Source organism: Delftia sp. Cs1-4, from assembly GCF_000214395.1.
Taxonomy (GTDB): Bacteria; Pseudomonadota; Gammaproteobacteria; order Burkholderiales; family Burkholderiaceae_C; genus Comamonas; species Comamonas acidovorans.
In genome coordinates, this window is sequence record NC_015563.1 from 1,248,620 (window position 1) to 1,273,527 (window position 24,908).

Consider the following 24,908-nt stretch of genomic DNA (forward strand, 5'->3'; position numbering starts at 1 on the left):
TTTTGCCTTTTTCTGAAGCGCTGAAGGGCGTGTCAATCTTTTTGTTGCGCCATTTGAAAATGGGACAAGTCTTATTTAAATTGGCTTGCTAATTATTTTTTCAAGTCACGATTTGATACGGATGAGGAATTTCAATACAATCGCGTCCCAATGAATAGAGCGGGGATGCGTAGGAACTTGCCAAAAGATAAAGTCTCTTGGGGAAATAGGCATGAAAAGAATACTTGGTTCTCTTACAGTTGGGATTGCTTTTGTTTTGGGATGCGAGGTCGGATATCGCGCACATAAAGCAGAAAGCGAAAACATAGAGAAATTTTCTGCAATAAAAGAAGTGAATTTCTCTCTGAAAAATGCCCCTACTCCGGATTGCTTGGGAGAAATAAGAGCGACAGAATATCTATTTAAGTTTTGTAGAGTGAATTTTTCATACGAATTTCTGATGGATGAAGATTATTTAAATTATAAGGATGGTATATACAGAAGTGATTTGAATTTTGCTGCTAAATATAGAGTGGAAAATCCAATAGACGAAAGCTATTTCAAGAGCTGTAAAGGCGTTAGCCTAGAATACCGTAGTCTTATAGTGAAATGTTGGGAGAGTATAAGTCATGAGTTAAATTGATTTAATTGGATATCTCAACACAAATGGATTTGCGTCACTTGTCGGAAAATTAAGAGAAATAGTCAGTTGAGAAATTTTCAAGAAGAGCTTGTTATGTAAATAGCAGAGCTGTAGCATGCCCAAGGCCACAGTAACATCGATATTTAACTGCTGCCGTGTTCAAATTGATCCAATCGGGCTGGAGCCGGGTCCCAATTTATATTTATATGCCTCTGAAAATTCTCTGGTATCAATTGATCCAAAAGGAGTGGAGGATTTTTTGGAAAACTGCAAAGGAAGGTATGCGCAATGTGCGAAAACTCAAGATCCCGGAGCAAGTACAATCGGCAATTGGTTGAGATGGAGGCTTTGTAAAAAACTTTTGATACTGGCTGCGACAAAGGACCTCAGATTTGTTGCGACGCAGATAGAAAAGATTGTTTAGGGGATGTTGATCCAAATGAACCAATCGGAATAGAACAGATTAAAAAGATGGCAGAGTGCCAGGCTGAATATGCTTCATGCATGGCAAGCTTCGGGGAAAATAAATGAAAAAATTATTAGTGGGTTCCGTTTTTATAATTGTCTTTTTGTGTGGGTTTGTACTTTGCTTATTTTTTTTAGTCAAAGCTAGCAAATTATGGGTTGCTGAAGAGGATATCAGAAGAGCGTTTTATTACGAATCGAAAGCTGTGGAAATGTATAATTCTGGGAATATTTCTGCTGCACGAGATAATATTGTGGCAGCCAGTGCTCTGGTTGATAATATTGTTAAGCGGAATGAATGGGGCTTGTTTGCGCCACTATTTATTATCGTTCTTCAGGAGCCTGAGTCGAGAGAAGATTACAACAAATGTTTATTGAGCTATCTTGATAAGGTGAAGGAATATGGCAGAGAGAAATCTGATTCGAAAGACTATTGTAGCGTTTTAGGGGCGGCGCTATTCGAGCGCAGAAGTGGAGGGGGAAATTAGGACTTGCGCAAAATCCGTGTCAACGTGACCTGCCTATTTCTTCGGGCCAGTGATTTATGGGAGGAGAGCGTGCTTAGATGTACGGTCGCAGGAAAATTCTTCAGCTGGAAGAGGAGAAAGCACTAGGGCAATCCGCCCGCATGACAGTGCCCGCACAACGCCGCGTATCCGCGTAGAACTCCAGCTAGCGACCAGCTCGCATCGGTCCTTGTCCAAGCTCTACGGCATTAACCCCAAGACCGTGGCGAAGTGGCGTGAACGCACCTCTGTGCTCGATGAGCGCATGGTTCTGCGGGACATAGCAAGCCAGCATCTTTCACAAGAGCAAGAACACTTGGCAATCGCGTTGCGCAATCAAGGACATCTGTCGCTGGACGATCTCATGGGGCAGCTCCTGGAGACAGCATCTGCAAGTTCAATGGCATCGAAAAAAGGCATACCAAGCCGTACCACCCCTAGACCAACGGGGGCATGGTCGAGCACATGAATCAGACCCTCAAGGAGTCCACGATCAAGGCGTATGAGTACGAGAGCCTGGATCAGCTACGGGAGCATGTCCAGGCATTCATTCGTTCAAAGCTACAACTTCGGCAAGCACTTGGAGGCGCTCAGGTGGAAAAAACTATTCCGTGCGATGTGCGAGGCATGGAAAAAAGACCCGAGCCGCTTTAGACTTCATCCGCGCCACCTCACCGTGGGACTGAACAGTCTAAGACACCCAGCACAACCGCACCTTTAGCGGCAATCAGGTATGCCATCTTATAAAAATAAACGGCTTGAAAAAACCAGCAGGTCAGTGATATTGAGGGTAATCGATGACTAATGAATTGTTCGCCATTGCCTCTGAAGCATATGACAGAAGAAATTACAGGAAGGCTTTGAATTTATTCCTTGAGTCAGCAAACTCTGAGGATGCGGATTCTATGCTGATGTTAGGGGTGATGTATGGATCTGGGAAAGGCGTTGAGATTGATTTTAAGATATAAATAGAATGGGATGAAAAGGCTGTTGCAGCAGGGAGTATTTCTGCTATTTTAAATCTTGGGATCACCTATCGCACTATCGGTGATTTGGTGAAGGCAAAGAATTGGTTTGAAAAGTATCTTGATGCTGGAGATGTTGAAGCGGTACTTCATTTGGCAAAAATATACATGGTAAGTGAGTTGGAGGCTGAGAAAATGAAAAAATATCTTGATATTGTTATTATTAGCAAAGATGCCCTTGAGATAACAAAGACTGAAGCTGTTGAACTGCATAAATATTTGTTCAAATAGGAAAATTAACCTATCACCCCAGTCAGCCGCTAAATCTGTGCTGTTGCTCATCGAGGCGAAGAACGTTTCAGCCGAACCGACACTAAAAATACGAAAAGGCTGATGGCATCGTTCGAATCGACAGAGATTGTGAGAGATGTATCGTTTGATGATAAAAAATAATATTCATTATCCTGTTGAATTCATCGTTCAGCAAGAGCATGGATACGCATTGTGGGTGGAGGGTGATGAAGATGGCTTTTTAAAGGATGTAGGCAGTGACAGTGTTCTCTATGCAAGAACCAGGATTGAATTGGATGAAATGTCTGAACGTGAAAAATTGAATGTGAATTTTGAGGAGGTTTTTAAAATAAATGTTGATCTTGTTCGTGGTTTGATAGACTCTATTGATTCATGTGTTGCGGTCGATGCTGGAAAATGCTTTGCTATTCTGGATTTTTTCAATATATCCCAAGATCTGGCAAGGGCTGCTAAGAGGGAAAATGAAGCTGGAGAGGATGTTGTTCTTGGTGATATCTTGGGTTTGAAGGTTGTGATCTTCCTTCAATGAAAAGGAAAGCTATTTCTCCCTTGTTCAATAACGATGAGATTTTGCAAATGAGATATTCCCATGAAAAATATCGGCAACTGATTGCTGAGAATTTCTCGATATCTTGAATTTGAGTCAAAAATCTATTGCGAGAAAGCAGGACGTTTCGATGGCGGCTGATGAAAAATGTCCGATAGATATCGGTAACCATGTCCGGCTGTTGAGTGTGCCTGCCTGGCTGCTGAAAGATCTTCCCAGTGATGAACAGTTGGAAATGCTGTCATACATTGGCAGGATAGCTTGTGTTGAAAGCATTGATGCCCATGGCTATATTTGGCTGGGATTCGGTTCTGCAGTTCAATTTGAAGATTACGGTGAATATGTGGGCCATAGTTTTTGCGTCCCGCCGGAATCGGTGGAGTTGCATTTCTTGAACAGTGAGAGTTGACGGCTGCGACCCTTCATCGGAAATGGCTGTGTCGGTGAGTGGCGGTGATCAGCGAACCAGATGCTCACGCAGCAGCCTGTTCACGCCCGAAAAACAGGATTGGCCTGAGCGGCATTCCTTTTCGCGGACAAAGTCTGAGGGGCTTATGCAGGAAAACGATCCAGGACCGATGAAAAGGCTTCATGCCTTCGTTCCGCAACAAGCGCCGCAAGGGTTATGAACGATCGATCCAATCTGGCTTGCGCGATGCAAGCGCTGCACCGTTGAAGAGCGTTTGCGCGCCTGCCAGCCCGCCCGCCCATGACCCATACGCCAGAGCGGGTAGACGCTCCGCCGTGATGTTGCGCCCAACGGCGCCAAAGCCGCGCTCCCCACACAGCTACAGTACAAACCCTAGAATCCCCCGACGACTGCGCCACGCCGCGTTCGCTGTTGCGCCGGCCCACAAGCCGGCCCCAAGAGAGAGCCAAGTCCTCCGATCCCGAAGTCTTGCAGAACGATCTGCCGCTGCACGCTCATCCGTTGCCGTGGCATCCACCGCGCCGTCCTGCTGTTCGACCCCTGGAAAAAAACCATGACTACGCTTGACCAAGCGCAGCCGGGCATGGCCCCTGCTGTTGCGACCGCACGTCCTCTCAACCGACAGGACTACAAGACCCTGGGCCTGTCGGCCCTGGGCGGCACCCTGGAGTTCTACGACTTCGTCGTTTTCGTTTTCTTTGCCAACGTCATCGGAAAGCTGTTCTTCCCGGCCGAGATGCCGGACTGGCTGCGCCAGCTGCAGACGCTGGGCATTTTTGCGGCGGGCTACCTGGCGCGGCCCATCGGCGGCATTCTGATTGCGCACTTTGGCGACATCCTGGGCCGCAAGAAGATGTTCACGCTGTCCATCTTCCTGATGGCCGTGCCCACGCTGGTGATCGGCCTGCTTCCCACCTATGCCTCCATCGGCATTGCCGCGCCGATTTTGCTGCTGGCCATGCGCGTGCTGCAGGGCGCGGCCATTGGCGGCGAGATGCCGGGCGCCTGGGTCTTCGTGGCCGAGCATGCGCCGGCGCGGCACTATGGCTTTGCCATCGGCTCGCTGACTTCGGGCATCACGGGCGGCATTTTCCTGGGCTCCATCATCGGTGTCTGGCTCAACAGCACCTACAGCGCCGAGGAGATCCACGACTGGGCCTGGCGCATGCCCTTCATCCTGGGCGGCGTGTTTGGCCTGGTTTCGGTCTACCTGCGCAAGTTCCTGCACGAGACACCCATCTTCCAGGAGCTGATGGCACGCAAGCAGGCCGACCGCGAACTGCCGCTCAAGACCATCGTGCGCGACCACCGCCAGGCCTGCGTGCTGGTGGCGCTGATGACCTGGGTGCTGTCCACGGCCATCGTGGTGGTGGTGCTGTTCACGCCGGCCTATCTGCAGAAGGTCTTCCACATCGACGCGGCCCTGGCCATGAAGGCCAACGCCGTGGCCACGGTGACGCTGACGCTGGGCTGCGTGTTCTGGGGCTGGCTGTCCGACCGTATGGGCACGCGTGTGGCCATGGTCGCGGGCTGGCTGGGCATGACGGTGACGGCCTATGTGTTCTATCTGAACCTGCCGGGCACGGCGTCCTCGCTGGTGTGGAGCTATGCGCTGGTGGGCTTTTTCGTGGGCAGCATTGCGCTGCTGCCGGTGGTGGGCGTGCGCGCTTTCCCGGCCGAGGTGCGTTTCACGGGCCTGTCCTTTGCCTACAACATGGCCTATGCGGTGTTCGGCGGCATGACGCCCATGCTGGTGTCCGTGTGGCAGCAGGTGGATGTGATGGCGCCGGCCCACTATGTGGCGGCCATGGGCATCCTGGGCGCGGCCATCGGCTTCTGGCCCCTGGCCTGCCGTGGTTGGCAACCCAGGCGCGGCTGAGCTTGGCAGTGGAATGAAGGGCAGCATGGCTGCCCTTTTTCTTGGGCGCCGCATGGATCGCTGACAATCCTTTCATGAGCACCACGCGACAAGAACTCCTGGCCCACTTCGACGGTTTGCTGCAGCCCGAGCGCTTCAAGGACTATGGTCCCAACGGCCTGCAGGTGGAGGGGCGCGGCGAGATCCGCCGCATCGTCAGCGGGGTGACGGCCAGCCGCGCGCTGATCGAGGCGGCCATCGAGGCGCAGGCCGATGCCATCTTCGTGCACCACGGCCTGTTCTGGCGCGGCATGGATGGCCGCATCACGGGCTGGCTCAAGGAGCGCATCCGCCTGCTGCTGGCCCACGACATCAACCTCTTTGCCTACCATCTTCCGCTGGATGCCCATCCGCAATGGGGCAACAACGCGCAACTGGGCGTGCAGCTGGGGCTTGAGGGCCAGGCAACGTTTGGCGAGCAGAACCTGGGCTGGATGGCCGCGGCGGAGTTTGCCGACGCGGCGGCGCTGGGCAGGCATGTGGAGCAGGCGCTGGGGCGCACGCCTGTCTGCGTGGGAGGAGAGCGACTGCGCCCCATTCGCCGCATTGCCTGGTGCACGGGCGGCGCGCAAGGTTTCTTCGAGGCCGCGATTGCCGCTGGGGCCGATGCCTTCATCACGGGCGAGATTTCCGAGCCGCAGGCGCACCTGGCGCGCGAGACGGGCGTGGCCTTCCTGGCTGCCGGCCACCATGCGACCGAGCGCTATGGTGCGCCGGCCCTGGCGGGGCAGGTGGCATTGGAGCTGGGGCTGGGGCTGGAGCACCGTTTCATCGAGATCGACAATCCGGCCTGATGCTGGCCTGTTAGTGGCCCACTATTGGCCCGCCCAGGGGGCGAGGCCTTTTGCTGCAAGCGCGGCGCGAATGACCGGCTTGCCTGATCCGGATACTGAAAATGCCTGATTCCACACAGTCCACGACCTTGATGGCCATCACCCAGGGCGACTCTGCCGGGGTGGGGCCCGAGACCATCGCCAAGGCGTTCATGGGCGCGCCCGAGCAGATGCGCGGCTGCTTCGTCGTCGGCGAGTTGCAGACGCTGCGCCGGGCAGCCGCCGTGGCGGCGCGTGCGCGCGATGGCGACAACGCCATTCCCATGCCCGTGGCCGTCATCGAGTCGGCTGAGCAACTGTGGCAGGTGCCGCCCCATTGCATCCCTTTGCTGGAGCTGCCCGGGCTGCCCGGTCCTGCGCCCTGGGGCCAGGTGAGTGCCAGCGCCGGTGACGCGGCTGCGCGCTGCGTGGTCTGGGCTGCGCGGGCTGCCTTGCGCGGCGAGATCGCGGCTCTTGTGACGGCGCCCCTGCACAAGGAGGCGCTGCATGCTGCGGGCGTGGACTTTCCTGGTCATACCGAGCTGCTGCAGTTCGAGGCTGCGCAGCATGCGGGTGTGGGCCTTGACCGCATGCCGGTGCGCATGATGCTGGCCAACGATGAGCTGCGCACGGTGCTGGTCAGCATCCATACCTCGCTGCGCAAGGCGATCGATGCGGTAACGAAGGACAACCTGCTGCAGACCTTGCGCATCACGCATGAGGCCTTGTCGCGCAGCCTGGGCCGCCCGCCGCGGATCGGTGTGGCAGGGCTGAACCCGCATGCGGGCGAGGGCGGCCTGTTCGGCAGCGAGGAGGTGGAGATCATTGCCCCGGCCATCGCCCAGGCGCGCGCCGAGGGCCTGGACGCCCATGGACCTTTTGCGCCCGATACGGTGTTCATGCGCGCCCGCAATGCGCCCGGCCACCCCGGTGAGTTCGACGTGGTGCTGGCCATGTACCACGACCAGGGACTGATTCCCGTGAAGTACCTGGGCGTGGAAAAGGGCGTGAATGTCACATTGGGGCTGCCGCTGGTGCGCACCAGTCCGGACCACGGCACGGCTTTTGATATTGCGGGGCAGGGCCTTGCAGAGGCGAGCAGCCTGATTGAGTCCGTGCGAATGGCGCGCAAATTGGCGGCTTGAATGGCTAGCCCAAGCACCGGGGATCTGCAGTAATGGAAAACGCCCGTGGCAACCATGCCACGGGCGTTTTGATTTGCGTCAAAACACGGATTTCAGCGCTTGAGGCTGTCGCGAATCTCGCGCAGCAGCACGATGTCTTCAGGTGTGACGGGGGCCGGCGCGGGGGCGGCCGGGGCCTCGCGGCGCAGGCGGTTGATCTGCTTGACCATCATGAAAATGATGAAGGCCAGGATGATGAAATTCACCGCCACCGTGATGAAGTTCCCATAGGCAAATACGGGGACGCCGGCCTTCTTGAGGGCATCGAGCGTCATCGCTGTTCCGGGGGGCACGCTGCCCAGCACGACGAACAGATTGGAGAAGTCCAGCTTGCCGAAAACCAGGCCAACGACCGGCATGATCAGGTCGTTTACCACGGAATCGACGATTTTGCCAAACGCTCCGCCGATGATGACGCCCACGGCGAGATCTACCACGTTTCCCTTAACTGCGAACTCACGAAATTCCTGCATCATGCCCATGGCTGGCTCCATCTGGAAAGAGTTTGAGATAGCGCAGTATTGCGCGGCTTTGGAGCCTGTCAATGTCGGAGTCGGTATGGAATAACCATACTCGCCCCGCTACAATTTATTGTTGACCCCAACTCAAGCGACGTAGTTCGAGGAACCCCATGAGTGACACTCCAATCGACTCCAGCAAGCGGACGTGGATCATCACGTCGGCGTGTGCTGGCGCGGTGGGCGGCGTGGCGACAGCCGTCCCGTTCGTGAGCACCTTCCAGCCATCCGAGAAGGCCAAGGCCGCCGGGGCTGCAGTGGAGGTCGATATCTCCGCACTCAAGGACGGCGAGAAGCTCACGGTCGAGTGGCGCGGCAAGCCAGTCTGGATCATCAAGCGCACGCCGGAACAGATCAAGGAACTGCCCGAGCTGGACAGCCAGCTGGCCGATCCCCAGTCCAAGCGCCACCCTGAAGAGTTCACGCCGCCCTACGCGATGAATGAAGCCCGCTCGATCAAGCCCGAAGTGCTGGTCGTCGTCGGCATCTGCACGCACCTGGGCTGCTCGCCTTCCGACAAGTTCCAGCCCGGCGCGCAGCCTTCGCTGCCCAATGACTGGAAGGGCGGCTTCCTGTGCCCCTGCCATGGCTCGACCTTTGACATGGCTGGCCGTGTCTTCAAGAACAAGCCGGCCCCCGACAACCTGCAGGTGCCACCGCACATGTACCTGTCGGAGACCAAGCTCCTCATCGGTGAAGACAAGGCTTGAGGGAGACAAGAACAATGGCCCACGAATTCAAGGACATCGATCCGAACGCGCCTGCGGGCGCCAAGCTCACGAACTGGTTCGAGAACCGTTTTCCAACGGCTTTCGACGCCTACCGTGTGCACATGTCGGAGTACTACGCTCCGAAGAACTTCAACTTCTGGTACATCTTCGGCTCGCTGGCACTGCTGGTGCTGGTGATCCAGATCGTCACCGGCATCTTCCTGGTGATGCACTACAAGCCGGACGCCGAGAAGGCGTTCGCCTCGGTCGAGTACATCATGCGCGATGTGCCCTGGGGCTGGCTGATCCGCTACATGCACTCCACGGGCGCGTCGGCCTTCTTCGTCGTGGTCTATCTGCACATGTTCCGCGGCCTTCTGTACGGTTCGTACCGCAAGCCGCGCGAACTGGTCTGGATCTTCGGCTGCGCCATCTTCCTGGTGCTGATGGCCGAGGCCTTCATGGGCTACCTGCTGCCCTGGGGCCAGATGTCGTACTGGGGCGCCCAGGTGATCGTGAACCTGTTCTCGGCGATCCCCTTCATCGGCCCTGACCTGGCGCTGCTGATCCGTGGTGACTATGTGGTGGGCGATGCCACGCTCAACCGCTTCTTCAGCTTCCACGTGATCGCCGTGCCCCTGGTGCTGCTGGGCCTGGTCGTGGCCCACTTGCTGGCGCTGCACGACGTGGGCTCCAACAATCCGGACGGCATCGAGATCAAGGGCCCCAACGCGCCCAAGGACGCCAAGGGCCATCCGCTGGACGGCATCCCCTTTCATCCCTACTACACGGTGCACGACATCTTCGGCGTGACGGTGTTCCTGTTCCTGTTCTCGGCCGTGGTGTTCTTCGCGCCCGAGTTCGGCGGCTACTTCCTGGAGTACAACAACTTCATTCCGGCCGATCCGCTGAAGACGCCTTCGCACATTGCGCCGGTCTGGTACTTCACGCCGTTCTACTCGATGCTGCGTGCCATCACCAGCGAGATGATGTATGTGCTGATCGCCTGCGTGTTGCTGGGTGCGGGCTTTGGCGTGCTCAAGTCGCGCCTGCCGGCCGCCGTCAAGGGCGTGGTCGCCATCGTGGCCCTGGGCGTCATCGCCATGATGCTGTCCATCGACGCCAAGTTCTGGGGCGTGCTGGTGATGGGTGGCGCCGTGATCATCCTGTTCGCGCTGCCCTGGCTCGATTGCAGCCCGGTCAAGTCCATTCGCTACCGTCCGAGCTGGCACAAGTACCTCTACGGCATCTTCGTGATCAACTTCGTGATCCTGGCCTATCTCGGTGTGCAGCCGCCTTCGCCCATCGGCGAGCGCGTGTCCCAGGTCGGAACGCTGTTCTACTTCGGCTTCTTCCTGCTGATGCCCTGGTGGAGCCGCCTGGGCAAGACCAAACCCGTTCCCGATCGTGTGACGTTCAAGCCGCACTGAAGCTGGAGAGAACAACAATGAAGAAACTGATTCTCACGTTGATCGCGGCCCTGGGCATCATGACCGGTGCACAGGCTTCCGAAGGCGGCATCGCCTGGGACAAGGCCCCGGGCAAGACCAATGACACGGCATCGCTGCAAAACGGCGCCAAGCTGTTCGTCAACTACTGCCTGAGCTGCCACTCGGCCGCATTCATGCGCTTCAACCGGCTGCAGGACATCGGGCTGACCGAGCAGGAAATCAAGGACAACCTGCTGTTCACCACCGACAAGGTGGGCGAGACCATGAAGGCGGCCATCAACCCGAAGGAAGCCAAGGAGTGGTTCGGTGCCAATCCGCCGGATCTGACGGTGATCGCGCGCTCGCGCGCAGGCCACAACGGCACGGGCGCCGACTACCTCTACACCTTCCTGCGCACCTTCTACCGCGATGACACCAAGGCCACGGGCTGGAACAACCTGGCCTTCCCCAGCGTGGGCATGCCCCATGCACTGTGGCAACTGCAGGGCGAGCGCCGTGCCATCTTCGAAGAAGCCGAAGAGCACGGCGTGAAGACCCAGGTTTTCAAGGGGTGGGAGCAGGTCTCTCCCGGCTCCATGAGCCCAGTGCAGTACGATCAGGCAGTTGGCGATCTGGTGAACTACCTGCAATGGATGGGTGAGCCGGCACAGAACAGCCGCATCCGCATTGGCGTGGGCGTGCTGCTTTTCCTGGCGGTCTTCATCTTCATTGCATGGCGCCTCAACGCCGCGTTCTGGAAAGACGTCAAATAAAACCGTGACTGCAGAAGGTCGTGCAAGCGATTGCGCGGCTGAACTGTGTGCAGAGTGGGCGCCGCGAGCGACCCACTCTTTTTGATTTTTAGGAGCCTCCACCATGATGGTGCTTTATTCGGGAACGACCTGCCCCTTTTCACACCGTTGCCGTTTCGTCCTGTTCGAAAAAGGCATGGACTTCGAGATCCGCGATGTGGACCTGTTCAGCAAGCCTGAAGACATCAGCGTGATGAACCCGTACGGCCAGGTGCCCATCCTGGTCGAGCGCGACCTGATCCTGTACGAATCGAACATCATCAACGAGTACATCGACGAGCGCTTCCCGCATCCCCAACTGATGCCCGGCGACCCGGTGGACCGCGCCCGCGTGCGCCTGTTCCTGCTGAACTTCGAGAAGGAACTGTTCGTGCACGTGAGCACGCTCGAGGAGCGCAACGTCAAGGGCAACGAAAAGGCCATCGAAAAGGCGCGCGCCCACATCCGCGACCGCCTGACGCAACTGGCTCCCGTGTTCCTCAAGAACAAGTACATGCTGGGCGAGAACTTCTCCATGCTGGACGTGGCCATTGCCCCGCTGCTGTGGCGCCTGGACTACTACGGCATCGAGGTGTCCAAGAACGCCGCCCCGCTGCTCAAGTACGCCGAGCGCATCTTCTCGCGCCCTGCCTACATCGAAGCGCTGACGCCTTCCGAGAAGGTGATGCGCAAGTAATTCGCATCGGTTGACGACTGATTGCGCGGGCAGGGAAGGCGGTCAACCGGTCGCCATCCTGCCCGTTTTCGTATTACGACCACTCTTTTCCTGGGATCGTCATGACTGCCCCCGAAGCAACTTCCACCCGCCCCTACCTGATCCGGGCCCTGTACGAGTGGTGCACCGACAACGGCTTCACACCCCACATCGCAGTGCGCGTGGACCGCAACGTGCAGGTGCCGCGCGAGTTTGTGCGCGACGGCGAGATCGTGCTCAACGTCAGCTACGACGCCACCAGCGGCCTGCAGATGGGCAATGACTTCATCAGCTTCACGGCCCGCTTCGGCGGCAAGCCACGCGAAATCATGGTGCCTGTCGAGCAGGTGATGGCCATCTACGCACGGGAGACCGGCCAAGGCATGGCTTTCCCGGCGCCGGAGTCGGATGCCGACAACGACAACGACAACGAAGTTTCGGTCGAGCAGGAATCCGATGAGCCTGTGTCGCAGGACGCAGTTGCTGAAGTGTCGGCCGAGCCAACTGCCGACGAACGCGTGGTGCAACTGGTGAGTATCCAGAACGAGGGCGATGATGAAGAGCCCCCGCGCACGCCGCCGCCCTCGGGCACGCGGCCCTCGCTGAAGCTGGTGAAGTAGGTTTTTCGTATCCCGGGCCTGCGATCACGCGCGCAAGCGTGTTCGCAGACGCCGGGAACGGCTGAAGCGGTCTTTTTCTGCGCTAGAATTCGTGCTTCGCCGGTTTAGCTCAGTTGGTAGAGCACCCGCCTTGTAAGCGGTAGGTCGTCAGTTCGAATCCGACAACCGGCACCAAAAGGTCTCCTTCGGAGGCCTTTTTTCATTGCCTTCTTCATTTCCGGCCGCGTTTGTTTCAGCGGCCGATCAGGCCTGCACTTTGAGCCGGATCTCGGTCACATCCCATCCCTTGGTGCGCAGGTGGGCGGCCATGGCGGGCAGCAACTGGCGGATCTTGGCGGCGGCTGCATTGTTTCGCACCAGCAGGCACCAGGTGCTGCCCTCGATGGGGCCTGCCTGCAGGCTGGCGCGCAGCAGCGGCGGCACCAGGGGCAGGATGGCCGTCAGGCGATTGCTGGAGTCCCGGGTGAGCTGTGCGAGCCGCGCCAGCGTGGGCGAGTTCTCGACGGCGTGCAGGGCGGTGACGGCGTGGTGGCGGCGTGTGAAGGTCATGGGCTTGAAGGGCTGGACTGGCAGCGTTGGCATGCGCCGGCCCGGAGGGTCGTTATAGCAGCATCTGCGGGGTGGCGCGGGTCCGGGGATTCGGGTTCGGGGCTGTGCGGCTGCATGCGTCGGCCTGCCTGAGAGAGGGTTGGACAGAGGCAGTTAGAATCAATTGTTCGGTTCTCGCTTCGGCCCGGTCGCATGTGTTCTTCAGAAGAGCACTTGCAGGCAGGTGGAGCGGCCCCATCTGAAATCCAACAATCTAGGGATTCCAGGCACACCGCAGTCCGCTTCAGCGGGCGGCGGTGTGTCTTTTTCGCATGGCCACCAACTTCCTCACCAAACTATTCGGCAGCCGAAACGATCGGCTTCTCAAGCAATACCGCAAGACGGTTGTTCGCATCAATGCGATGGAGCCCGACTACGAGAAGCTCAGCGACGAGGCTCTGCGTGCAAAGACGCAGGAGTTCAAGGAACGTGTGGCCAAGGGCGAGTCGCTGGACGACCTGCTGCCCGAAGCCTTCGCCGTGGTGCGCGAGGGCTCCAAGCGCGTCATGAAGATGCGCCACTTCGACGTTCAACTGCTGGGCGGCATGGCGCTGCACTACGGCAAGATCGCCGAAATGCGCACCGGCGAAGGCAAGACGCTGACCGCCACGCTGCCGGTCTACCTGAACGCACTTTCGGGCAATGGCGTGCACGTGGTGACCGTGAACGACTATCTGGCCAATCGCGATGCGACCTGGATGGCCAAGCTGTACAACTTCCTCGGACTGTCGGTGGGCATCAACCTGCCCAACATGCCGCGCGAGGAAAAGCAGGCCGCCTACAACAGCGACATCACCTACGGCACCAACAACGAATACGGCTTCGACTACCTGCGCGACAACATGGTCTACGAGTCGGGCGACCGTGTTCAGCGCGTGCTCAACTACGCCATCGTCGACGAGGTGGACTCCATCCTGATCGATGAGGCCCGCACGCCGCTGATCATCAGCGGCCAGGCCGAAGACCACACGGCCATGTACGTGGCCATGAACAAGATCGTTCCCAACCTGGTGCGCCAGGAAGGCGAGGCCGACCCGCGCACCGGCGAAGGCGTGACCAAGCCCGGCGACTTCACCGTGGACGAGAAGAGCCACCAGGTGTTCCTGACCGACCAGGGCTACGAGGCCGCAGAGCGCCTGCTGGGCCACGCCGGCATGATTGCCGAGGGCGCCTCGCTGTACGACCCGGCCAACATCACCCTGGTCCACCATCTCTACGCGGCGCTGCGTGCCAACAACCTCTACCACCGTGACCAGCACTATGTGGTGCAGAACGGCGAGATCGTCATCGTTGACGAGTTCACGGGCCGCCTGATGGCTGGCCGGCGCTGGAGCGACGGCCTGCACCAGGCGGTCGAGGCCAAGGAAGGCGTGACCATCCAGGCCGAGAATCAGACCATGGCCTCGATCACCTTCCAGAACTACTTCCGTCTCTACGGCAAGCTGGCTGGCATGACGGGCACGGCCGATACCGAGGCCTATGAATTCCAGGAAATCTATGGTCTCGAGACCATGGTGATTCCGCCCAACCGTCCCAGCAAGCGCGACGACCAGCTCGACCGTGTCTACAAGACCACGCGCGAGAAGTACGAGGCGGCGATCCGCGATATCCGTGAATGCCATGAGCGCGGCCAGCCCGTGCTGGTGGGCACGACTTCGATTGAGAACTCCGAAATCATCGACGAGCTGCTCAACAAGGAAAACCTGCCCCACCAGGTGCTCAACGCCAAGCAGCACGAGCGCGAGGCCGACATCGTGGCCCAGGCCGGTCGTCCCGGCATGATCACCATCGCCACCAACATGGCCGGCCGCGGTACCGACATCGTGCTGGGCGGCAACATCGAAAAGCAGGTGGCTGCTGTCGAGGCCGATGAATCCCTGTCCGAAGCCGAACGCCAGCAGCGCATCGAACAAATGCGCGCCGACTGGAAGATCGAGCACGACAAGGTCTCGGCCCTGGGTGGCCTGCGCATCATCGCCACCGAGCGCCATGAATCGCGCCGTATCGACAACCAGCTGCGTGGCCGTTCGGGCCGCCAGGGCGACCCCGGCTCCTCGCGTTTCTACCTGAGCCTGGACGATGCGCTGATGCGCATCTTCGCGGGCGACCGTGTGCGCGCCATCATGGACCGCCTGAAGATGCCCGATGGCGAAGCCATCGAAGCCGGCATCGTGACCCGCTCCATCGAAGGCGCGCAGCGCAAGGTCGAGGCCCGCAACTTCGACATCCGCAAGCAGCTGCTCGAATACGACGACGTGTCCAACGACCAGCGCAAGGTGATCTACCAGCAGCGCAACGAGATCCTCGACGCCTCGGACCTGTACGAGATGATCACGGTGATGCGCGACGACGTGGTGTCCGATCTGGTGCGCCAGTACGTTCCTGCCGAGTCCATGGAAGAGCAGTGGGATCTGGCCGGTCTGGAAAAGGCGCTGGAAAGCGAATGGCGCATCCAGCTGCCGCTGCAGTCGCAGGTGCAGTCCGCGCACGCCATCACCGACGAGGAAATCCTCGAAAAGGTGCTGCAGGCCGCCCGCGAAGTGTTCGATGCCAAGGTCGAGCTGATCGGCCGCGAGAACTTCACGCAATTCCAGCGCGCCGTCCTGCTGCAAAGCTTCGACACCAACTGGCGTGACCACCTGTCTGCACTCGACTATCTGCGCCAGGGCATCCACCTGCGCGGCTATGCGCAAAAGCAGCCCAAGCAGGAATACAAGCGCGAGGCCTTCGAGCTGTTCCGCCAGCTCATCGACCAGGTCAAGACCGAAGTCACACGCGTGCTGATGACCGTGCAGGTGCAGTCGCGCGAACAGGTGGAGCAGGCCACCGAGGCCCTGGAGCAGCGCAGCGCCCACAGCCTGGAGCACATGACCTATGGCGCTCCGTCGGATGGCGACATCGGTGGCTCCGTCGAAGACGAGCCGCTGGAGCTGCCCGAAGGCGCTCGCGTGGGCCGCAATGATCCCTGCCCCTGCGGCAGCGGCAAGAAGTACAAGCAGTGCCACGGCAAGCTGTCGTGATGCGGCGGGCGTCGTAAGACACCGCAAGACACGGAAAACGGCACGGATGCACTCCGTGCCGTTTTCTTTTTTAAGGTCGATGAAATACGTGCCGCTCCGGTTTGTTCCGATAATGGAGCGCGTTTTTCTTTCACTGTAGGAAGCCCCTCAATGCCTGTGAATCTCTCCGCTCCCGTGCACGCCGACCTGTTGGCGATCGACGGCGTTCGCATCGGCGTCACCGAAGCCGGTGTGCGCAAGGCCAACCGCAAGGACCTGTCCGTGTTCCTGCTCGACGAGGGCGCTTCGGTGGCTGGCGTGTTCACACAGAACCGTTTCTGCGCAGCGCCTGTGCAGGTCAGCCGCGAGCATCTGGTTCAGACAGCGGGCGCCATCCGTGCCATGGTCATCAACACAGGCAATGCCAATGCAGGCACCGGCGCCGACGGCCTGGCACGTGCGCGCCGTACCTGCGCAGATCTGGCAGCGCTGCTGCAGCTCAAGCCCGAGCAGATCCTGCCGTTCTCCACTGGCGTGATCATGGAAGAGCTGCCTGTGGACCGCATTGCAGCCGGCCTGCCGGCCGCCATTGCCGCAGCCAAGGCCGACAACTGGGGCACGGCTGCCGAGGGCATCATGACCACCGACACGCTGCCCAAGGCCTTCAGCCGGGCCGTGGACATTGGCGGCAAGCGCGTGAGCATCACCGGCATCAGCAAGGGCGCGGGCATGATCCGCCCCAACATGGCGACCATGCTGGGCTTTCTGGCCACCGATGCGGCCATCGCTCCCGAGCTGCTGCAGCCCCTGGTCAAGGAACTGGCCGACGGCTCGTTCAACCGTGTGACCATCGACGGCGACACGTCGACCAACGATTCCTTTGTGCTGGTGGCCACGCACAAGGCCGGCAATGCGCAGATCACTTCGCTGACCAGCGCCGAAGGCCAGGCCCTGAAGGCTGCATTGCTGGATGTGTCGCGTTTGCTGGCCCAGGCCATCGTGCGCGACGGCGAAGGCGCCACCAAGTTCATCACTATCAAGGTGGAGGGTGGCAAGACCGAGGCCGAGTGCCGCCTGGTGGCGTACTCCATCGCGCATTCGCCCCTGGTCAAGACGGCGTTCTTTGCCAGCGACCCGAACCTGGGCCGCATCCTCGCGGCGGTTGGCTATGCTAGCATCGACGATCTGGACCAGACCAAGATCGACCTGTACCTGAACGATGTGCATGTCGCAGTCAATGGCGGCCGCAACCCTGCCTATCAGGAGGAAGACGGCCAGCGCGTGATGAAGCAGCAGGAGATCATCGTGCGCGTGCTACTGGGCCGAGGGGAGGCCGAGCAGACCGTGTGGACCTGCGATCTGAGCCACGACTACGTGAGCATCAACGCCGACTACCGCTCCTGACTCTCCACCCACCGTGCCGCCGGCAGCCGCAGGCCTTGTGCCTGGCTGCTGCCAGCTTTCAATGGCGGCCGGCGCGCAAAAGCTCTGGCGTTGGCATGAGATCCATCTCGATTCCCGGGCATATCCAGCGTCGGTGGCCGTGAGATCCGTATTCGAGAGACATCCATGACATTGCCCACAGAAGCCGTCGCCGCCCCCTTGCTGCAACTCGTGCAGCGCGCCGAGCAGCTGATGCAGCGCATCGAGGCCATCCTGCCCCAGCCGCTGCAATCCCCCGCAGACTGGAATACCGCCATCGCCTGGCGCTATCGCAAGCGCGCCAACGGCTGCGGTTTGCTGGAGCCCGTGCGCCACGTCGGCGCCATGCAACTGTCCGACCTGCAGAACATCGATGTGCAAAAGGACAAGATTGCGCGCAACACCGAGCAGTTCGTGACCGGCCGCACGGCCAACAACGTGCTGCTCACCGGCGCGCGCGGCACGGGCAAATCCTCGCTGATCCGAGCCTGCCTGCATGCCTTTGCTGCGCAGGGGCTGCGCCTGATTGAGGTGGACAAGGCCGATCTGACCGACCTGCCCGACATCGTCGATGTGGTGGCCGGCCGGCCCGAGAAGTTCATCATCTATTGCGATGATCTGAGCTTTGAGGAAGGCGAGCCTGGCTACAAGGCCCTGAAGTCCATTCTGGATGGATCGGTCAGCGCCGCCAGCCCGAACGTGCTGGTCTATGCGACCAGCAATCGCCGCCATCTGCTGCCGGAGTACCAGTCCGAGAATCTGACCTACCAGCGCGGCGAGGATGGGGAGCTGCATCCCGGCGAGGTGATTGAGGAAAAGATCTCCCTGTCCGAGCGCTTCGGCCTGTGGGTGAGCTTCTATCCCTTCAGCCAAGACGAGTACCTGCGCGTGGTGGCGCAATGGCTGGAGGCCCTGGGACTGGACCAGGCCACGATCGAGGCCGCGCGTCCTGAGGCCCTGGTCTGGGCGCTGGAGCGTGGCTCGCGCAGCGGCCGTGTGGCCCATCAGTTCGCCCGTGACTATGCGGGCCGCGCCGAGCGCCCGAACCAGCGCCAGACCGGCATCGCCGATGTCCAAGGGCTGGCCGAAGAGGCCGAGCTCTGACAAGCCTGCTGCCCGGCCTTGGGGCCGGGCGGTTTTTTGCGAAAGATCAAGTGACTGAAAAAGAAATCTCTCTGAACGCCGGCGCCGATGCTGCCCAGTCTCAACCGCCGTCTCAAGCGCCGGCCCAGCGCAAGCACACCGAAGTCGCCGTTGGCGTGCTCCTGCGCGAGTCCGATGGCGCGCTGCTGATCACCAGCCGGCCGCCTGGCAAGCCCTATGCCGGCTATTGGGAGTTCCCTGGCGGGAAGATCGAATCCGGCGAGACCGTGGAGCAGGCATTGCGTCGCGAGCTTCAGGAAGAGCTGGGCGTCGAGATCGCAGCAGCCCCCGTCTGGAAGGTGACCGAGCATGACTATCCGCATGCCCTGGTGCGCCTGCACTGGTGCAAGATCACGCGTTGGAGCGGGGAGTTCGAGATGCGAGAAGGCCAGCAGATGGCCTGGCAGCAACTTCCGCTGCAGGTGCAGCCGGTGCTGCCTGGCGCCTATCCGGTGCTGCAATGGCTCAGCGAGGAACGCGGGCTGCCTTTTGATGCCGGCTTCTACGAGGCAGGCCAACCGAAAGTCTGATCAGGCCTGATCAGGGTTCAGTACGAGGATCGCCGAAGGGCGAATCCTCGGGAGGCATGGGCGCAGGCACGCGGAATTCCTCGTTGGCCCAGGCGCCCAGGTCGATCTGGTAGCAGCGCTCGCTGCAAAAGGGTCGAAAGCGGTTGGCCGGCGCGAACAGGCTGGGGCCGCTGCAGGTCGGGCAGCGCACCGTGGGCCCTGCGGATGATGCATCGGTAGAGGGCGTGGCTTGCGTGGACATGCCGGCAGTCTTTTCCATCAGCTGCAAAGCGTGACCTCGAACGAGGCATCTTCGCTGCAAGGCTGGGGTTTGGCGCCGCTCTCGGGGCGAAGCAGGCGCACTGAAACCAGCAGGCGGTTGCCGCTGATTTCCGGAACAAGATTCAATGCCGGGTCTATGCGAAGGCGCAGCAGCTGAAAGCTGCGACCGGGCGGCATGGCCTGCTGGAACACGCCCTTTTCTGCGGCCACCCATTGCGGCACGCCGGTTTCGCGCAGCATCTTGAGCAGCAGCTGCAGCGACTGACCCAGCGGGGTCAGTGTGCTGGCCCAGTCCTCCAGATCACGCAGTCGCACCTGGGGGTCATGGAACTGCCAGGCGTGATAGGCCGGCAAATCGAAACCGCAGGTGCCGCCAGGGATACCGATGCGGCTGCGCACGGCCATCAGCCATTCGTTGTCGGTCAGGGACTGGCCGGCCTTTCCGTTCTGGGCATTGAGCTGGGCAAAGCACTGCTCCACATGGCGGGACACCTGGTCGAGCATGTGCTCGGCGATATCGGGGTTGCCGCGCAGGCTGTCAAGCAGGCTTTTGTGGCGTTCGAGGTCCTTGAGCACGTCCGTCTTCAGGTCGGTGCGTGCTGCCACGTCCATGATCTCGAAGATGGTGACCAGCGCGAAATGGTGATCTATGGAATGAGCGCGCGACAGCAACTCGCCCAGGCGGCGATACAGCTGCTCCAGCCTGAGGTAGGTCCTCAGGCGCTCATTGAAGGGATATTCGTACAGGATCACGCTTGCTGGGCTCCTCGGGGTGCTCAGGAATCAGCTGTCTACGTCGTGCACATGCTGAATTACACGCACAGGCCAAGCCATGGCGTGCATCATAGCCCGAACCATGCCGAGATTCGATCGGTGCATGCGTGCAAAGCCTCTATCGTCATGGCTTCGTCGTTGTAGAGCACCCAGTCGGCTGCCGCCAGCCGTGCCGCGCGGGTGGCCTGGGCGGCGATGATGGCTTGCACGGCATCGCGGGGCAATTCGTTGCGGGCCATGACGCGTGCGATCTGTGTTTCCGTGCGGCAGTCCACGACCAGCACGGCATCGAGCAGGGCAGGCCAGCGGCCGGACTCCACAAGCAGCGGGATGTCATGCACGATGAGCGCGCATCCGGCATCGGTGGCCTGCTGGACTTCAAGGGCCGTTTGCCGAGCCACCAGAGGGTGGATGATGGCTTCCAGCTGCTGGCGTGCGGCAGGCTGCTGGAAGACCAGTTTGCGCATGCGCGCACGGTCCAGAGCACCGTTCGCATCGATCAGTTCAGGTCCGAAGCTGCGCGCAATCTCGGGCAATGCGGCACCTGCCGGTGCGGTGAGGCTGCGCGAGATCTGGTCGGCATCGATGATGCTTGCTCCGCGCAAGGCAAGCTGTGCGGCCACGGTGCTCTTGCCGCTGCCGATGCCGCCGGTCAGGCCCAGCCGGAAAGGGCGCGGGTGCGGACGTGGGGGCGGGGCGTTGCTGGATTCCATGCCGCAGTGTCGGATCAAAGACCGATGGCCGCCAACAGGGATTGCAGCATCTGCTGGGGGCCGAACACCATGGCGGCAAAGCCGGCGCCCGCAAGAAAGGGGCCGAAGGGAACATAGCCACCTTCGCGCAGGCGGCTGTTGATCTTCAGCGCAATGCCCACGATGGCGCCAATCACGGACGAGATCAGGATGATGGGCACAAGAGCCTGCCAGCCGAACCAAGCCCCAAGCGCGGCAAACAGCTTGAAGTCGCCGTAGCCCATGCCTTCCTTGCCGGTGGCCAGCTTGAAGGCCCAGTAGACCAGCCACAGCGAAAGATAGCCCGCTGCGGCACCCCAGACCGCGTCGGCCAGAGGCACGGCGGTCCAGTGCAGTGCCGATGAAAGCAGCCCGGCCCACAGCAAGGGCAGGGTGATGTCGTCGGGGAGCAGTGTGGTATCCCAGTCGATCAGCGCCAGGCTCAGCAAGGCGGCGCTGAACAGGCACCAGATGGCCCCCGTGGGCGTGATGCCCCATTGCATCGTGCAGTAGGCGAATAGCGCGGCGCAGGCCAGTTCCACCAGCGGGTAGCGGATGCTGATCGATGCCTTGCATTCCGAGCACCGGCCCCGCAGCGCCAGATAGCTGAGCACGGGAATGTTCTCGTACCAGTGGATGGCATGGCCGCAATGCGGGCAGCGCGAGCGGGGGCGGCTCAGGCTCAGGGGGGGCTCGGCAGGGGCAGGCGCAGCAGAGGGAGGCGTGGCGCCGGATTGCTCCTGCGCCCATTGGGCGCATTCCGCATTCCATTGCTGCTCCATCATGCGGGGCAGCCTGTGCACCACCACGTTGAGAAAGCTGCCAACCAACAGGCCCAGCAGGCCGCCCAATGCAGCCTGCATCCAGAGTTCCAAAACCATCAGACCACCTGACCCAGCTTGAAGATGGGCAGATACATCGAAACAACGATGCCGCCGATGAGGGTGCCCAGGAAAACAATGATGATGGGCTCCATCAGGCTGGACAGGCCAGCCACCATGTCATCGACCTCCTCCTCGTAGAAATCGGCCGCCTTGCCAAGCATGTGGTCGATGGAGCCGGATTCCTCGCCGATGGCGCACATCTGCAGCACCATGGAGGGAAAGACGTTGGCATTGGTCATGGCTACCGTGAGGCTGGTGCCGGTGGAGACTTCCTGCTGGATCTTCTCGGTGGCATTGGCGTAGACGGCATTCCCGGAGGCGCCGCCCACGGAATCCAGTGCCTCGACCAGCGGAACGCCTGCCGCAAACATGGTCGACAGCGTGCGCGTCCAGCGTGCGACGCAGGATTTCTCGATCAGCACGCCAAAGACCGGCACCTTCAGCAGCGTACGGTCCATGAATTGCTGCATGCGCTCGTTGCGCTTCCAGGCCTGCATGAAGAAGTAGAGGCCGCCGCCAATCACGCCAAAGATCAACCACCACCATTGGACAAAGACATCGCTGATGCCCATCACGAACAGCGTCGGCGCCGGCAGGTCAGCGCCGAACGAACTGAACACTTCCTTGAAGGCCGGGATCACGAAAATCATGATGATGGTCACGACGATGAAGGCCACCACGATGACCGAGATCGGGTACATCAGCGCCGATTTGATCTTGGACTTGATGGCCTCGGTCTTCTCCATGTACGTGGCCAGGCGGTCCAGCAGGGCTTCCAGGATACCGGCCGCTTCCCCGGCCTCCACCAGATTGCAGTAGAGGCTATCGAAGTACATGGGGTGCTTGCGATAGGCCGCATTCAGCGAGGTGCCCGTCTCCACGTCGGAGCGGATATCGGCCAGCAGGCGCGTGACACTGGGGTTGGTGTTGCCGCGCCCGACGATGTCGAAGGCCTGCAGCAGCGGGACACCAGCCTTCATCATCGTGGCCATCTGGCGCGTGAACAGCGCGATGTCCTTGGGTTTGATTCTTTTGCCGCCGCGCGTACGGCGCTTCTTGATCTTGCTGGGAAGCACGCCCTGACGGCGCAGCATGGCCTGGACCTGGTTGATGCCCCCAGCCCGGGTTTCGCCGCGGACGATCTTGCCGTTGCGATCCTTGCCCTCCCATTCAAAGACAAATTCCTTGATTCCTTTGGACGCGGCTGTGGCCATCGTGCTCCCTCGTTTATTGTCTGCGCTGTTCGCGCTATTTACTCATTGGTAACTGCCAGCACTTCTTCGAGTGAGGTCAGTCCTAGTCTGGCCTTGTGCAGTCCGGATCCGCGCAGAGACCGCACGCCTTCACGCTTGGCTTGTGCCGCGATCTCCAGCGCGCTGCCGTCTTGCAGGATGATGCGCTGGATTTCCTCGCTGATCGGCATCACCTGGTAGATGCCGACGCGTCCCTTGTAGCCGTTGTTGCATGCCTGGCAGCCCACGGGCTTGTAGGTGACCCAGCTACCGTCGATGTCCGCCTCGTCATAGCCCGCCTCCAGCAGCGCCTCCCGCGGGATATCCGCAGGCTCCTTGCACTGGGGGCACAGGCGCCTGGCCAGCCGCTGGGCGGTGATCAGGATCACGCTCGATGCGATGTTGAAGGGGGCAATGCCCATGTTGCGCATGCGCGTCAATGTGGTCGGTGCGTCGTTGGTGTGCAGCGTGGACAGCACCAAGTGGCCGGTCTGCGCGGCCTTGATCGAGATGTCGGCGGTTTCCAGGTCGCGGATTTCACCGACCATGATGATGTCGGGATCCTGGCGCAGGAAGGCCTTCAGCGCCGTCGCAAAGGTGAGGCCTGCCTTTTCGTTCACGTTGACTTGGTTGACGCCGGGCAGGTTGATTTCCGAGGGGTCTTCTGCCGTCGCGATGTTCACCCCGGCCTTGTTCAGCATGTTCAGGCAGGTGTACAGCGACACCGTCTTGCCCGAGCCGGTGGGGCCTGTCACCAGAATCATTCCGTAGGGGCGCCCGATGGCTTCAAGCAGGCGTGCCTTTTCCTCGGGTTCGTAGCCCAGGGCATCAATGCCCATCTTGGCCGAGCTCGGGTCCAGAATACGGATCACGATCTTCTCGCCAAAGAGCGTGGGCAGGGTGCTCACGCGAAAATCGATGACGCGGTCCGGACCCACCTTGAGCTTCATGCGCCCGTCTTGCGGAACCCGCTTTTCCGAGATGTCCATGCGCGAGATCACCTTGATGCGCGAGGCCAGCTTCTCCTTGATCGCAATGGGGGGCGATGCAATCTCACGCAACTCGCCGTCAATCCGGAAGCGTACGCGGTACTGATGTTCGTAAGGCTCGAAATGCAGGTCCGACGCGCGCATGTTGAAGGCGTCGAGCAGCATTTTGTGCAGGAACTTGACGATGGGCGCGTCCTCGACTTCCGTTGCCGCCGTGTTGTCCTTTTCCTCGGCAACCTCGTCGGGCTTGAGGTCGCCGAACTCGAAATCGCCGCCTCCGCTGTAGCTCTCCATGGTTTCGCTGGCGCTTTTGCTCTGCTGAGCTATCAGGCGTTCCAGCTTGTCGGCTTCGACGATGATCCAATCCACGCCTAGCTGGGTGGTGAACTTGATCTGCTCTGCAGCTTCCTGCTGTGTCGGGTCGGCCGTGGCCACCGTGATGCGGTTGCCTCGCTTGCTCAAGGGGAGGACGCGATAGGAGCTGATGATCTTGGCGTCCAGCAACTCATGCGGCAGGCGCGCGGCGTTGATGGCATCAAGATCGAGCAGCGGCGCGCTGAACATGGTGGAGACCGTCTCGGCCACTTCCAGGGCTGAGAGGATGCCTGCGTTGCTCAACTCGGCAATGAACGAGGTGCGGTTGGCGCCGGCCTTGCTGGCGGCGGCTTCCGCTGCCTGCTGCGACACCTTGCCTGCTGATATCAGGGCTCGCCCGATACCGGGAAGCGATGCAACAGCGGAAGCATTCTTGAGCGAGGAGTCAGCAACAGCCATGTAGCAAGACGTTTGAGAGGAAAGGACATTTATCCT

27 protein-coding genes and 1 tRNA gene are annotated in these 24,908 nt (G+C 60.1%); 20 read left to right on the forward strand and 8 right to left on the reverse strand.

All coding sequences use genetic code 11. The features are described from left to right. Positions 1-211 precede the first annotated feature (211 nt). From DELCS14_RS30365 to pdxA, 10 genes are all read left to right on the forward strand, one after another. Positions 212-622: a hypothetical protein gene (locus tag DELCS14_RS30365; RefSeq protein ID WP_157158235.1), complete on the forward strand. Its 411-nt coding sequence runs from the start codon at positions 212-214 to the stop codon at positions 620-622. A gap of 115 nt (positions 623-737) precedes the next feature. Further along, a complete protein-coding gene (locus tag DELCS14_RS30370; protein ID WP_157158236.1) occupies positions 738-1,046 on the forward strand; it encodes a hypothetical protein in 309 nt (102 codons plus the stop codon). A gap of 103 nt (positions 1,047-1,149) precedes the next feature. Next, positions 1,150-1,575 (forward strand): hypothetical protein, encoded by a 426-nt coding sequence (locus tag DELCS14_RS30375; RefSeq protein ID WP_157158237.1) that lies wholly within the window; start codon positions 1,150-1,152, stop codon positions 1,573-1,575. A 208-nt stretch (positions 1,576-1,783) separates the two neighbouring features. Next, entirely contained in the window at positions 1,784-2,062 is a 279-nt protein-coding gene (locus tag DELCS14_RS31135) for a hypothetical protein (RefSeq protein ID WP_228676853.1), read from the forward strand. A gap of 586 nt (positions 2,063-2,648) precedes the next feature. After that, on the forward strand, positions 2,649-2,849 hold the full coding sequence (locus DELCS14_RS31140) for a hypothetical protein (RefSeq protein ID WP_228676854.1): 201 nt from the start codon (positions 2,649-2,651) through the stop codon (positions 2,847-2,849). Positions 2,850-2,985: 136 nt separating this feature from the next. Next, positions 2,986-3,399: a hypothetical protein gene (locus DELCS14_RS30380; RefSeq protein WP_157158238.1), complete on the forward strand. Its 414-nt coding sequence runs from the start codon at positions 2,986-2,988 to the stop codon at positions 3,397-3,399. A 103-nt stretch (positions 3,400-3,502) separates the two neighbouring features. Beyond that, positions 3,503-3,826 (forward strand): hypothetical protein, encoded by a 324-nt coding sequence (locus tag DELCS14_RS30385; protein WP_157158239.1) that lies wholly within the window; start codon positions 3,503-3,505, stop codon positions 3,824-3,826. A 574-nt stretch (positions 3,827-4,400) separates the two neighbouring features. Continuing rightward, a complete protein-coding gene (locus DELCS14_RS05510) occupies positions 4,401-5,726 on the forward strand; it encodes an MFS transporter (RefSeq protein WP_013800808.1) in 1,326 nt (441 codons plus the stop codon). A gap of 74 nt (positions 5,727-5,800) precedes the next feature. After that, entirely contained in the window at positions 5,801-6,559 is a 759-nt protein-coding gene (locus tag DELCS14_RS05515) for a Nif3-like dinuclear metal center hexameric protein (RefSeq protein WP_013800809.1), read from the forward strand. A gap of 101 nt (positions 6,560-6,660) precedes the next feature. Beyond that, entirely contained in the window at positions 6,661-7,722 is a 1,062-nt protein-coding gene (gene pdxA, locus DELCS14_RS05520; RefSeq protein ID WP_013800810.1) for a 4-hydroxythreonine-4-phosphate dehydrogenase PdxA, read from the forward strand. Positions 7,723-7,814: 92 nt separating this feature from the next. Here pdxA and mscL read toward each other — a convergent pair whose 3' ends face one another. After that, positions 7,815-8,243 (reverse strand): large conductance mechanosensitive channel protein MscL, encoded by a 429-nt coding sequence (mscL, locus tag DELCS14_RS05525; protein WP_012207302.1) that lies wholly within the window; start codon positions 8,241-8,243, stop codon positions 7,815-7,817. 149 nt (positions 8,244-8,392) lie between these two features. On the opposite strand from mscL, the gene petA reads away from it, so the two are divergent. From petA to DELCS14_RS05555, 6 genes are all read left to right on the forward strand, one after another. Further along, on the forward strand, positions 8,393-8,989 hold the full coding sequence (gene petA / locus DELCS14_RS05530) for a ubiquinol-cytochrome c reductase iron-sulfur subunit (protein WP_012207301.1): 597 nt from the start codon (positions 8,393-8,395) through the stop codon (positions 8,987-8,989). A gap of 14 nt (positions 8,990-9,003) precedes the next feature. Continuing rightward, on the forward strand, positions 9,004-10,419 hold the full coding sequence (locus DELCS14_RS05535; protein WP_013800811.1) for a cytochrome bc complex cytochrome b subunit: 1,416 nt from the start codon (positions 9,004-9,006) through the stop codon (positions 10,417-10,419). 17 nt (positions 10,420-10,436) lie between these two features. Further along, entirely contained in the window at positions 10,437-11,192 is a 756-nt protein-coding gene (locus DELCS14_RS05540) for a cytochrome c1 (RefSeq protein WP_012207299.1), read from the forward strand. A 103-nt stretch (positions 11,193-11,295) separates the two neighbouring features. After that, positions 11,296-11,907, forward strand: coding sequence for a glutathione S-transferase N-terminal domain-containing protein (locus DELCS14_RS05545; protein ID WP_012207298.1), 612 nt, complete (start codon positions 11,296-11,298; stop codon positions 11,905-11,907). 101 nt (positions 11,908-12,008) lie between these two features. Next, entirely contained in the window at positions 12,009-12,545 is a 537-nt protein-coding gene (locus tag DELCS14_RS05550) for a ClpXP protease specificity-enhancing factor (RefSeq protein WP_013800812.1), read from the forward strand. Between the two features lie 98 nt (positions 12,546-12,643). After that, positions 12,644-12,719 (forward strand) — tRNA-Thr (locus DELCS14_RS05555). A 69-nt stretch (positions 12,720-12,788) separates the two neighbouring features. On the opposite strand, the gene DELCS14_RS05560 is transcribed toward DELCS14_RS05555, so the two are convergent. Continuing rightward, a complete protein-coding gene (locus DELCS14_RS05560) occupies positions 12,789-13,094 on the reverse strand; it encodes a hypothetical protein (RefSeq protein WP_034396930.1) in 306 nt (101 codons plus the stop codon). A 311-nt stretch (positions 13,095-13,405) separates the two neighbouring features. Here DELCS14_RS05560 and secA point away from each other — a divergent pair, with 311 nt between their 5' ends. From secA to DELCS14_RS05580, 4 genes are all read left to right on the forward strand, one after another. Beyond that, the gene (gene secA, locus DELCS14_RS05565) at positions 13,406-16,153 is read left to right on the forward strand and encodes a preprotein translocase subunit SecA (RefSeq protein ID WP_013800813.1); all 2,748 of its coding nucleotides are present in this window, start codon (positions 13,406-13,408) and stop codon (positions 16,151-16,153) included. 150 nt (positions 16,154-16,303) lie between these two features. Then, positions 16,304-17,536 carry a bifunctional glutamate N-acetyltransferase/amino-acid acetyltransferase ArgJ gene (gene argJ, locus DELCS14_RS05570; RefSeq protein ID WP_013800814.1) on the forward strand — a complete coding sequence of 411 codons (1,233 nt, stop codon included), beginning with the start codon at positions 16,304-16,306 and terminating at the stop codon, positions 17,534-17,536. A gap of 165 nt (positions 17,537-17,701) precedes the next feature. Then, complete coding sequence (locus DELCS14_RS05575) at positions 17,702-18,658, forward strand: ATP-binding protein (protein ID WP_013800815.1); 957 nt, start codon at positions 17,702-17,704, stop codon at positions 18,656-18,658. A gap of 50 nt (positions 18,659-18,708) precedes the next feature. Next, positions 18,709-19,227, forward strand: coding sequence for an NUDIX domain-containing protein (locus DELCS14_RS05580; RefSeq protein WP_012207292.1), 519 nt, complete (start codon positions 18,709-18,711; stop codon positions 19,225-19,227). A 10-nt stretch (positions 19,228-19,237) separates the two neighbouring features. On the opposite strand, the gene DELCS14_RS05585 is transcribed toward DELCS14_RS05580, so the two are convergent. The 6 genes from DELCS14_RS05585 to pilB all read right to left on the reverse strand — a co-directional run bounded on the left by DELCS14_RS05585 (position 19,238) and on the right by pilB (position 24,872). After that, positions 19,238-19,468, reverse strand: a complete 231-nt coding sequence (locus tag DELCS14_RS05585; protein WP_085929076.1) for a DNA gyrase inhibitor YacG — start codon at positions 19,466-19,468, stop codon at positions 19,238-19,240. A 17-nt stretch (positions 19,469-19,485) separates the two neighbouring features. Further along, entirely contained in the window at positions 19,486-20,241 is a 756-nt protein-coding gene (gene zapD / locus DELCS14_RS05590; protein ID WP_012207290.1) for a cell division protein ZapD, read from the reverse strand. Between the two features lie 89 nt (positions 20,242-20,330). Beyond that, entirely contained in the window at positions 20,331-20,975 is a 645-nt protein-coding gene (gene coaE, locus DELCS14_RS05595; RefSeq protein WP_013800817.1) for a dephospho-CoA kinase, read from the reverse strand. A gap of 14 nt (positions 20,976-20,989) precedes the next feature. Beyond that, positions 20,990-21,874, reverse strand: coding sequence for an A24 family peptidase (locus DELCS14_RS05600; RefSeq protein WP_013800818.1), 885 nt, complete (start codon positions 21,872-21,874; stop codon positions 20,990-20,992). Continuing rightward, positions 21,874-23,091: a type II secretion system F family protein gene (locus tag DELCS14_RS05605; RefSeq protein WP_013800819.1), complete on the reverse strand. Its 1,218-nt coding sequence runs from the start codon at positions 23,089-23,091 to the stop codon at positions 21,874-21,876. The genes DELCS14_RS05600 and DELCS14_RS05605 overlap by 1 nt, the downstream gene beginning before the upstream one ends. A 38-nt stretch (positions 23,092-23,129) precedes the next feature. Then, entirely contained in the window at positions 23,130-24,872 is a 1,743-nt protein-coding gene (pilB, locus tag DELCS14_RS05610) for a type IV-A pilus assembly ATPase PilB (protein WP_013800820.1), read from the reverse strand. Between the last annotated feature and the right edge of the window lie 36 nt (positions 24,873-24,908).

Coding starts and splice junctions, on each gene's coding strand:
- DELCS14_RS30365 (WP_157158235.1), top strand. CDS start 212: ATGAAAAGAATACTTGGTTCTCTTACAGTTGGGATTGCTTTTGTTTTG.
- DELCS14_RS30370 (WP_157158236.1), top strand. CDS start 738: ATGCCCAAGGCCACAGTAACATCGATATTTAACTGCTGCCGTGTTCAA.
- DELCS14_RS30375 (WP_157158237.1), top strand. CDS start 1,150: ATGAAAAAATTATTAGTGGGTTCCGTTTTTATAATTGTCTTTTTGTGT.
- DELCS14_RS30380 (WP_157158238.1), top strand. CDS start 2,986: ATGTATCGTTTGATGATAAAAAATAATATTCATTATCCTGTTGAATTC.
- DELCS14_RS05510 (WP_013800808.1), top strand. CDS start 4,401: ATGACTACGCTTGACCAAGCGCAGCCGGGCATGGCCCCTGCTGTTGCG.
- DELCS14_RS05515 (WP_013800809.1), top strand. CDS start 5,801: ATGAGCACCACGCGACAAGAACTCCTGGCCCACTTCGACGGTTTGCTG.
- pdxA (WP_013800810.1), top strand. CDS start 6,661: ATGCCTGATTCCACACAGTCCACGACCTTGATGGCCATCACCCAGGGC.
- mscL (WP_012207302.1), bottom strand. CDS start 8,243: ATGGGCATGATGCAGGAATTTCGTGAGTTCGCAGTTAAGGGAAACGTG.
- petA (WP_012207301.1), top strand. CDS start 8,393: ATGAGTGACACTCCAATCGACTCCAGCAAGCGGACGTGGATCATCACG.
- DELCS14_RS05535 (WP_013800811.1), top strand. CDS start 9,004: ATGGCCCACGAATTCAAGGACATCGATCCGAACGCGCCTGCGGGCGCC.
- DELCS14_RS05540 (WP_012207299.1), top strand. CDS start 10,437: ATGAAGAAACTGATTCTCACGTTGATCGCGGCCCTGGGCATCATGACC.
- DELCS14_RS05545 (WP_012207298.1), top strand. CDS start 11,296: ATGATGGTGCTTTATTCGGGAACGACCTGCCCCTTTTCACACCGTTGC.
- DELCS14_RS05550 (WP_013800812.1), top strand. CDS start 12,009: ATGACTGCCCCCGAAGCAACTTCCACCCGCCCCTACCTGATCCGGGCC.
- DELCS14_RS05560 (WP_034396930.1), bottom strand. CDS start 13,094: ATGACCTTCACACGCCGCCACCACGCCGTCACCGCCCTGCACGCCGTC.
- secA (WP_013800813.1), top strand. CDS start 13,406: ATGGCCACCAACTTCCTCACCAAACTATTCGGCAGCCGAAACGATCGG.
- argJ (WP_013800814.1), top strand. CDS start 16,304: ATGCCTGTGAATCTCTCCGCTCCCGTGCACGCCGACCTGTTGGCGATC.
- DELCS14_RS05575 (WP_013800815.1), top strand. CDS start 17,702: ATGACATTGCCCACAGAAGCCGTCGCCGCCCCCTTGCTGCAACTCGTG.
- DELCS14_RS05585 (WP_085929076.1), bottom strand. CDS start 19,468: ATGTCCACGCAAGCCACGCCCTCTACCGATGCATCATCCGCAGGGCCC.
- coaE (WP_013800817.1), bottom strand. CDS start 20,975: ATGGAATCCAGCAACGCCCCGCCCCCACGTCCGCACCCGCGCCCTTTC.
- DELCS14_RS05600 (WP_013800818.1), bottom strand. CDS start 21,874: ATGGTTTTGGAACTCTGGATGCAGGCTGCATTGGGCGGCCTGCTGGGC.
- DELCS14_RS05605 (WP_013800819.1), bottom strand. CDS start 23,091: ATGGCCACAGCCGCGTCCAAAGGAATCAAGGAATTTGTCTTTGAATGG.
- pilB (WP_013800820.1), bottom strand. CDS start 24,872: ATGGCTGTTGCTGACTCCTCGCTCAAGAATGCTTCCGCTGTTGCATCG.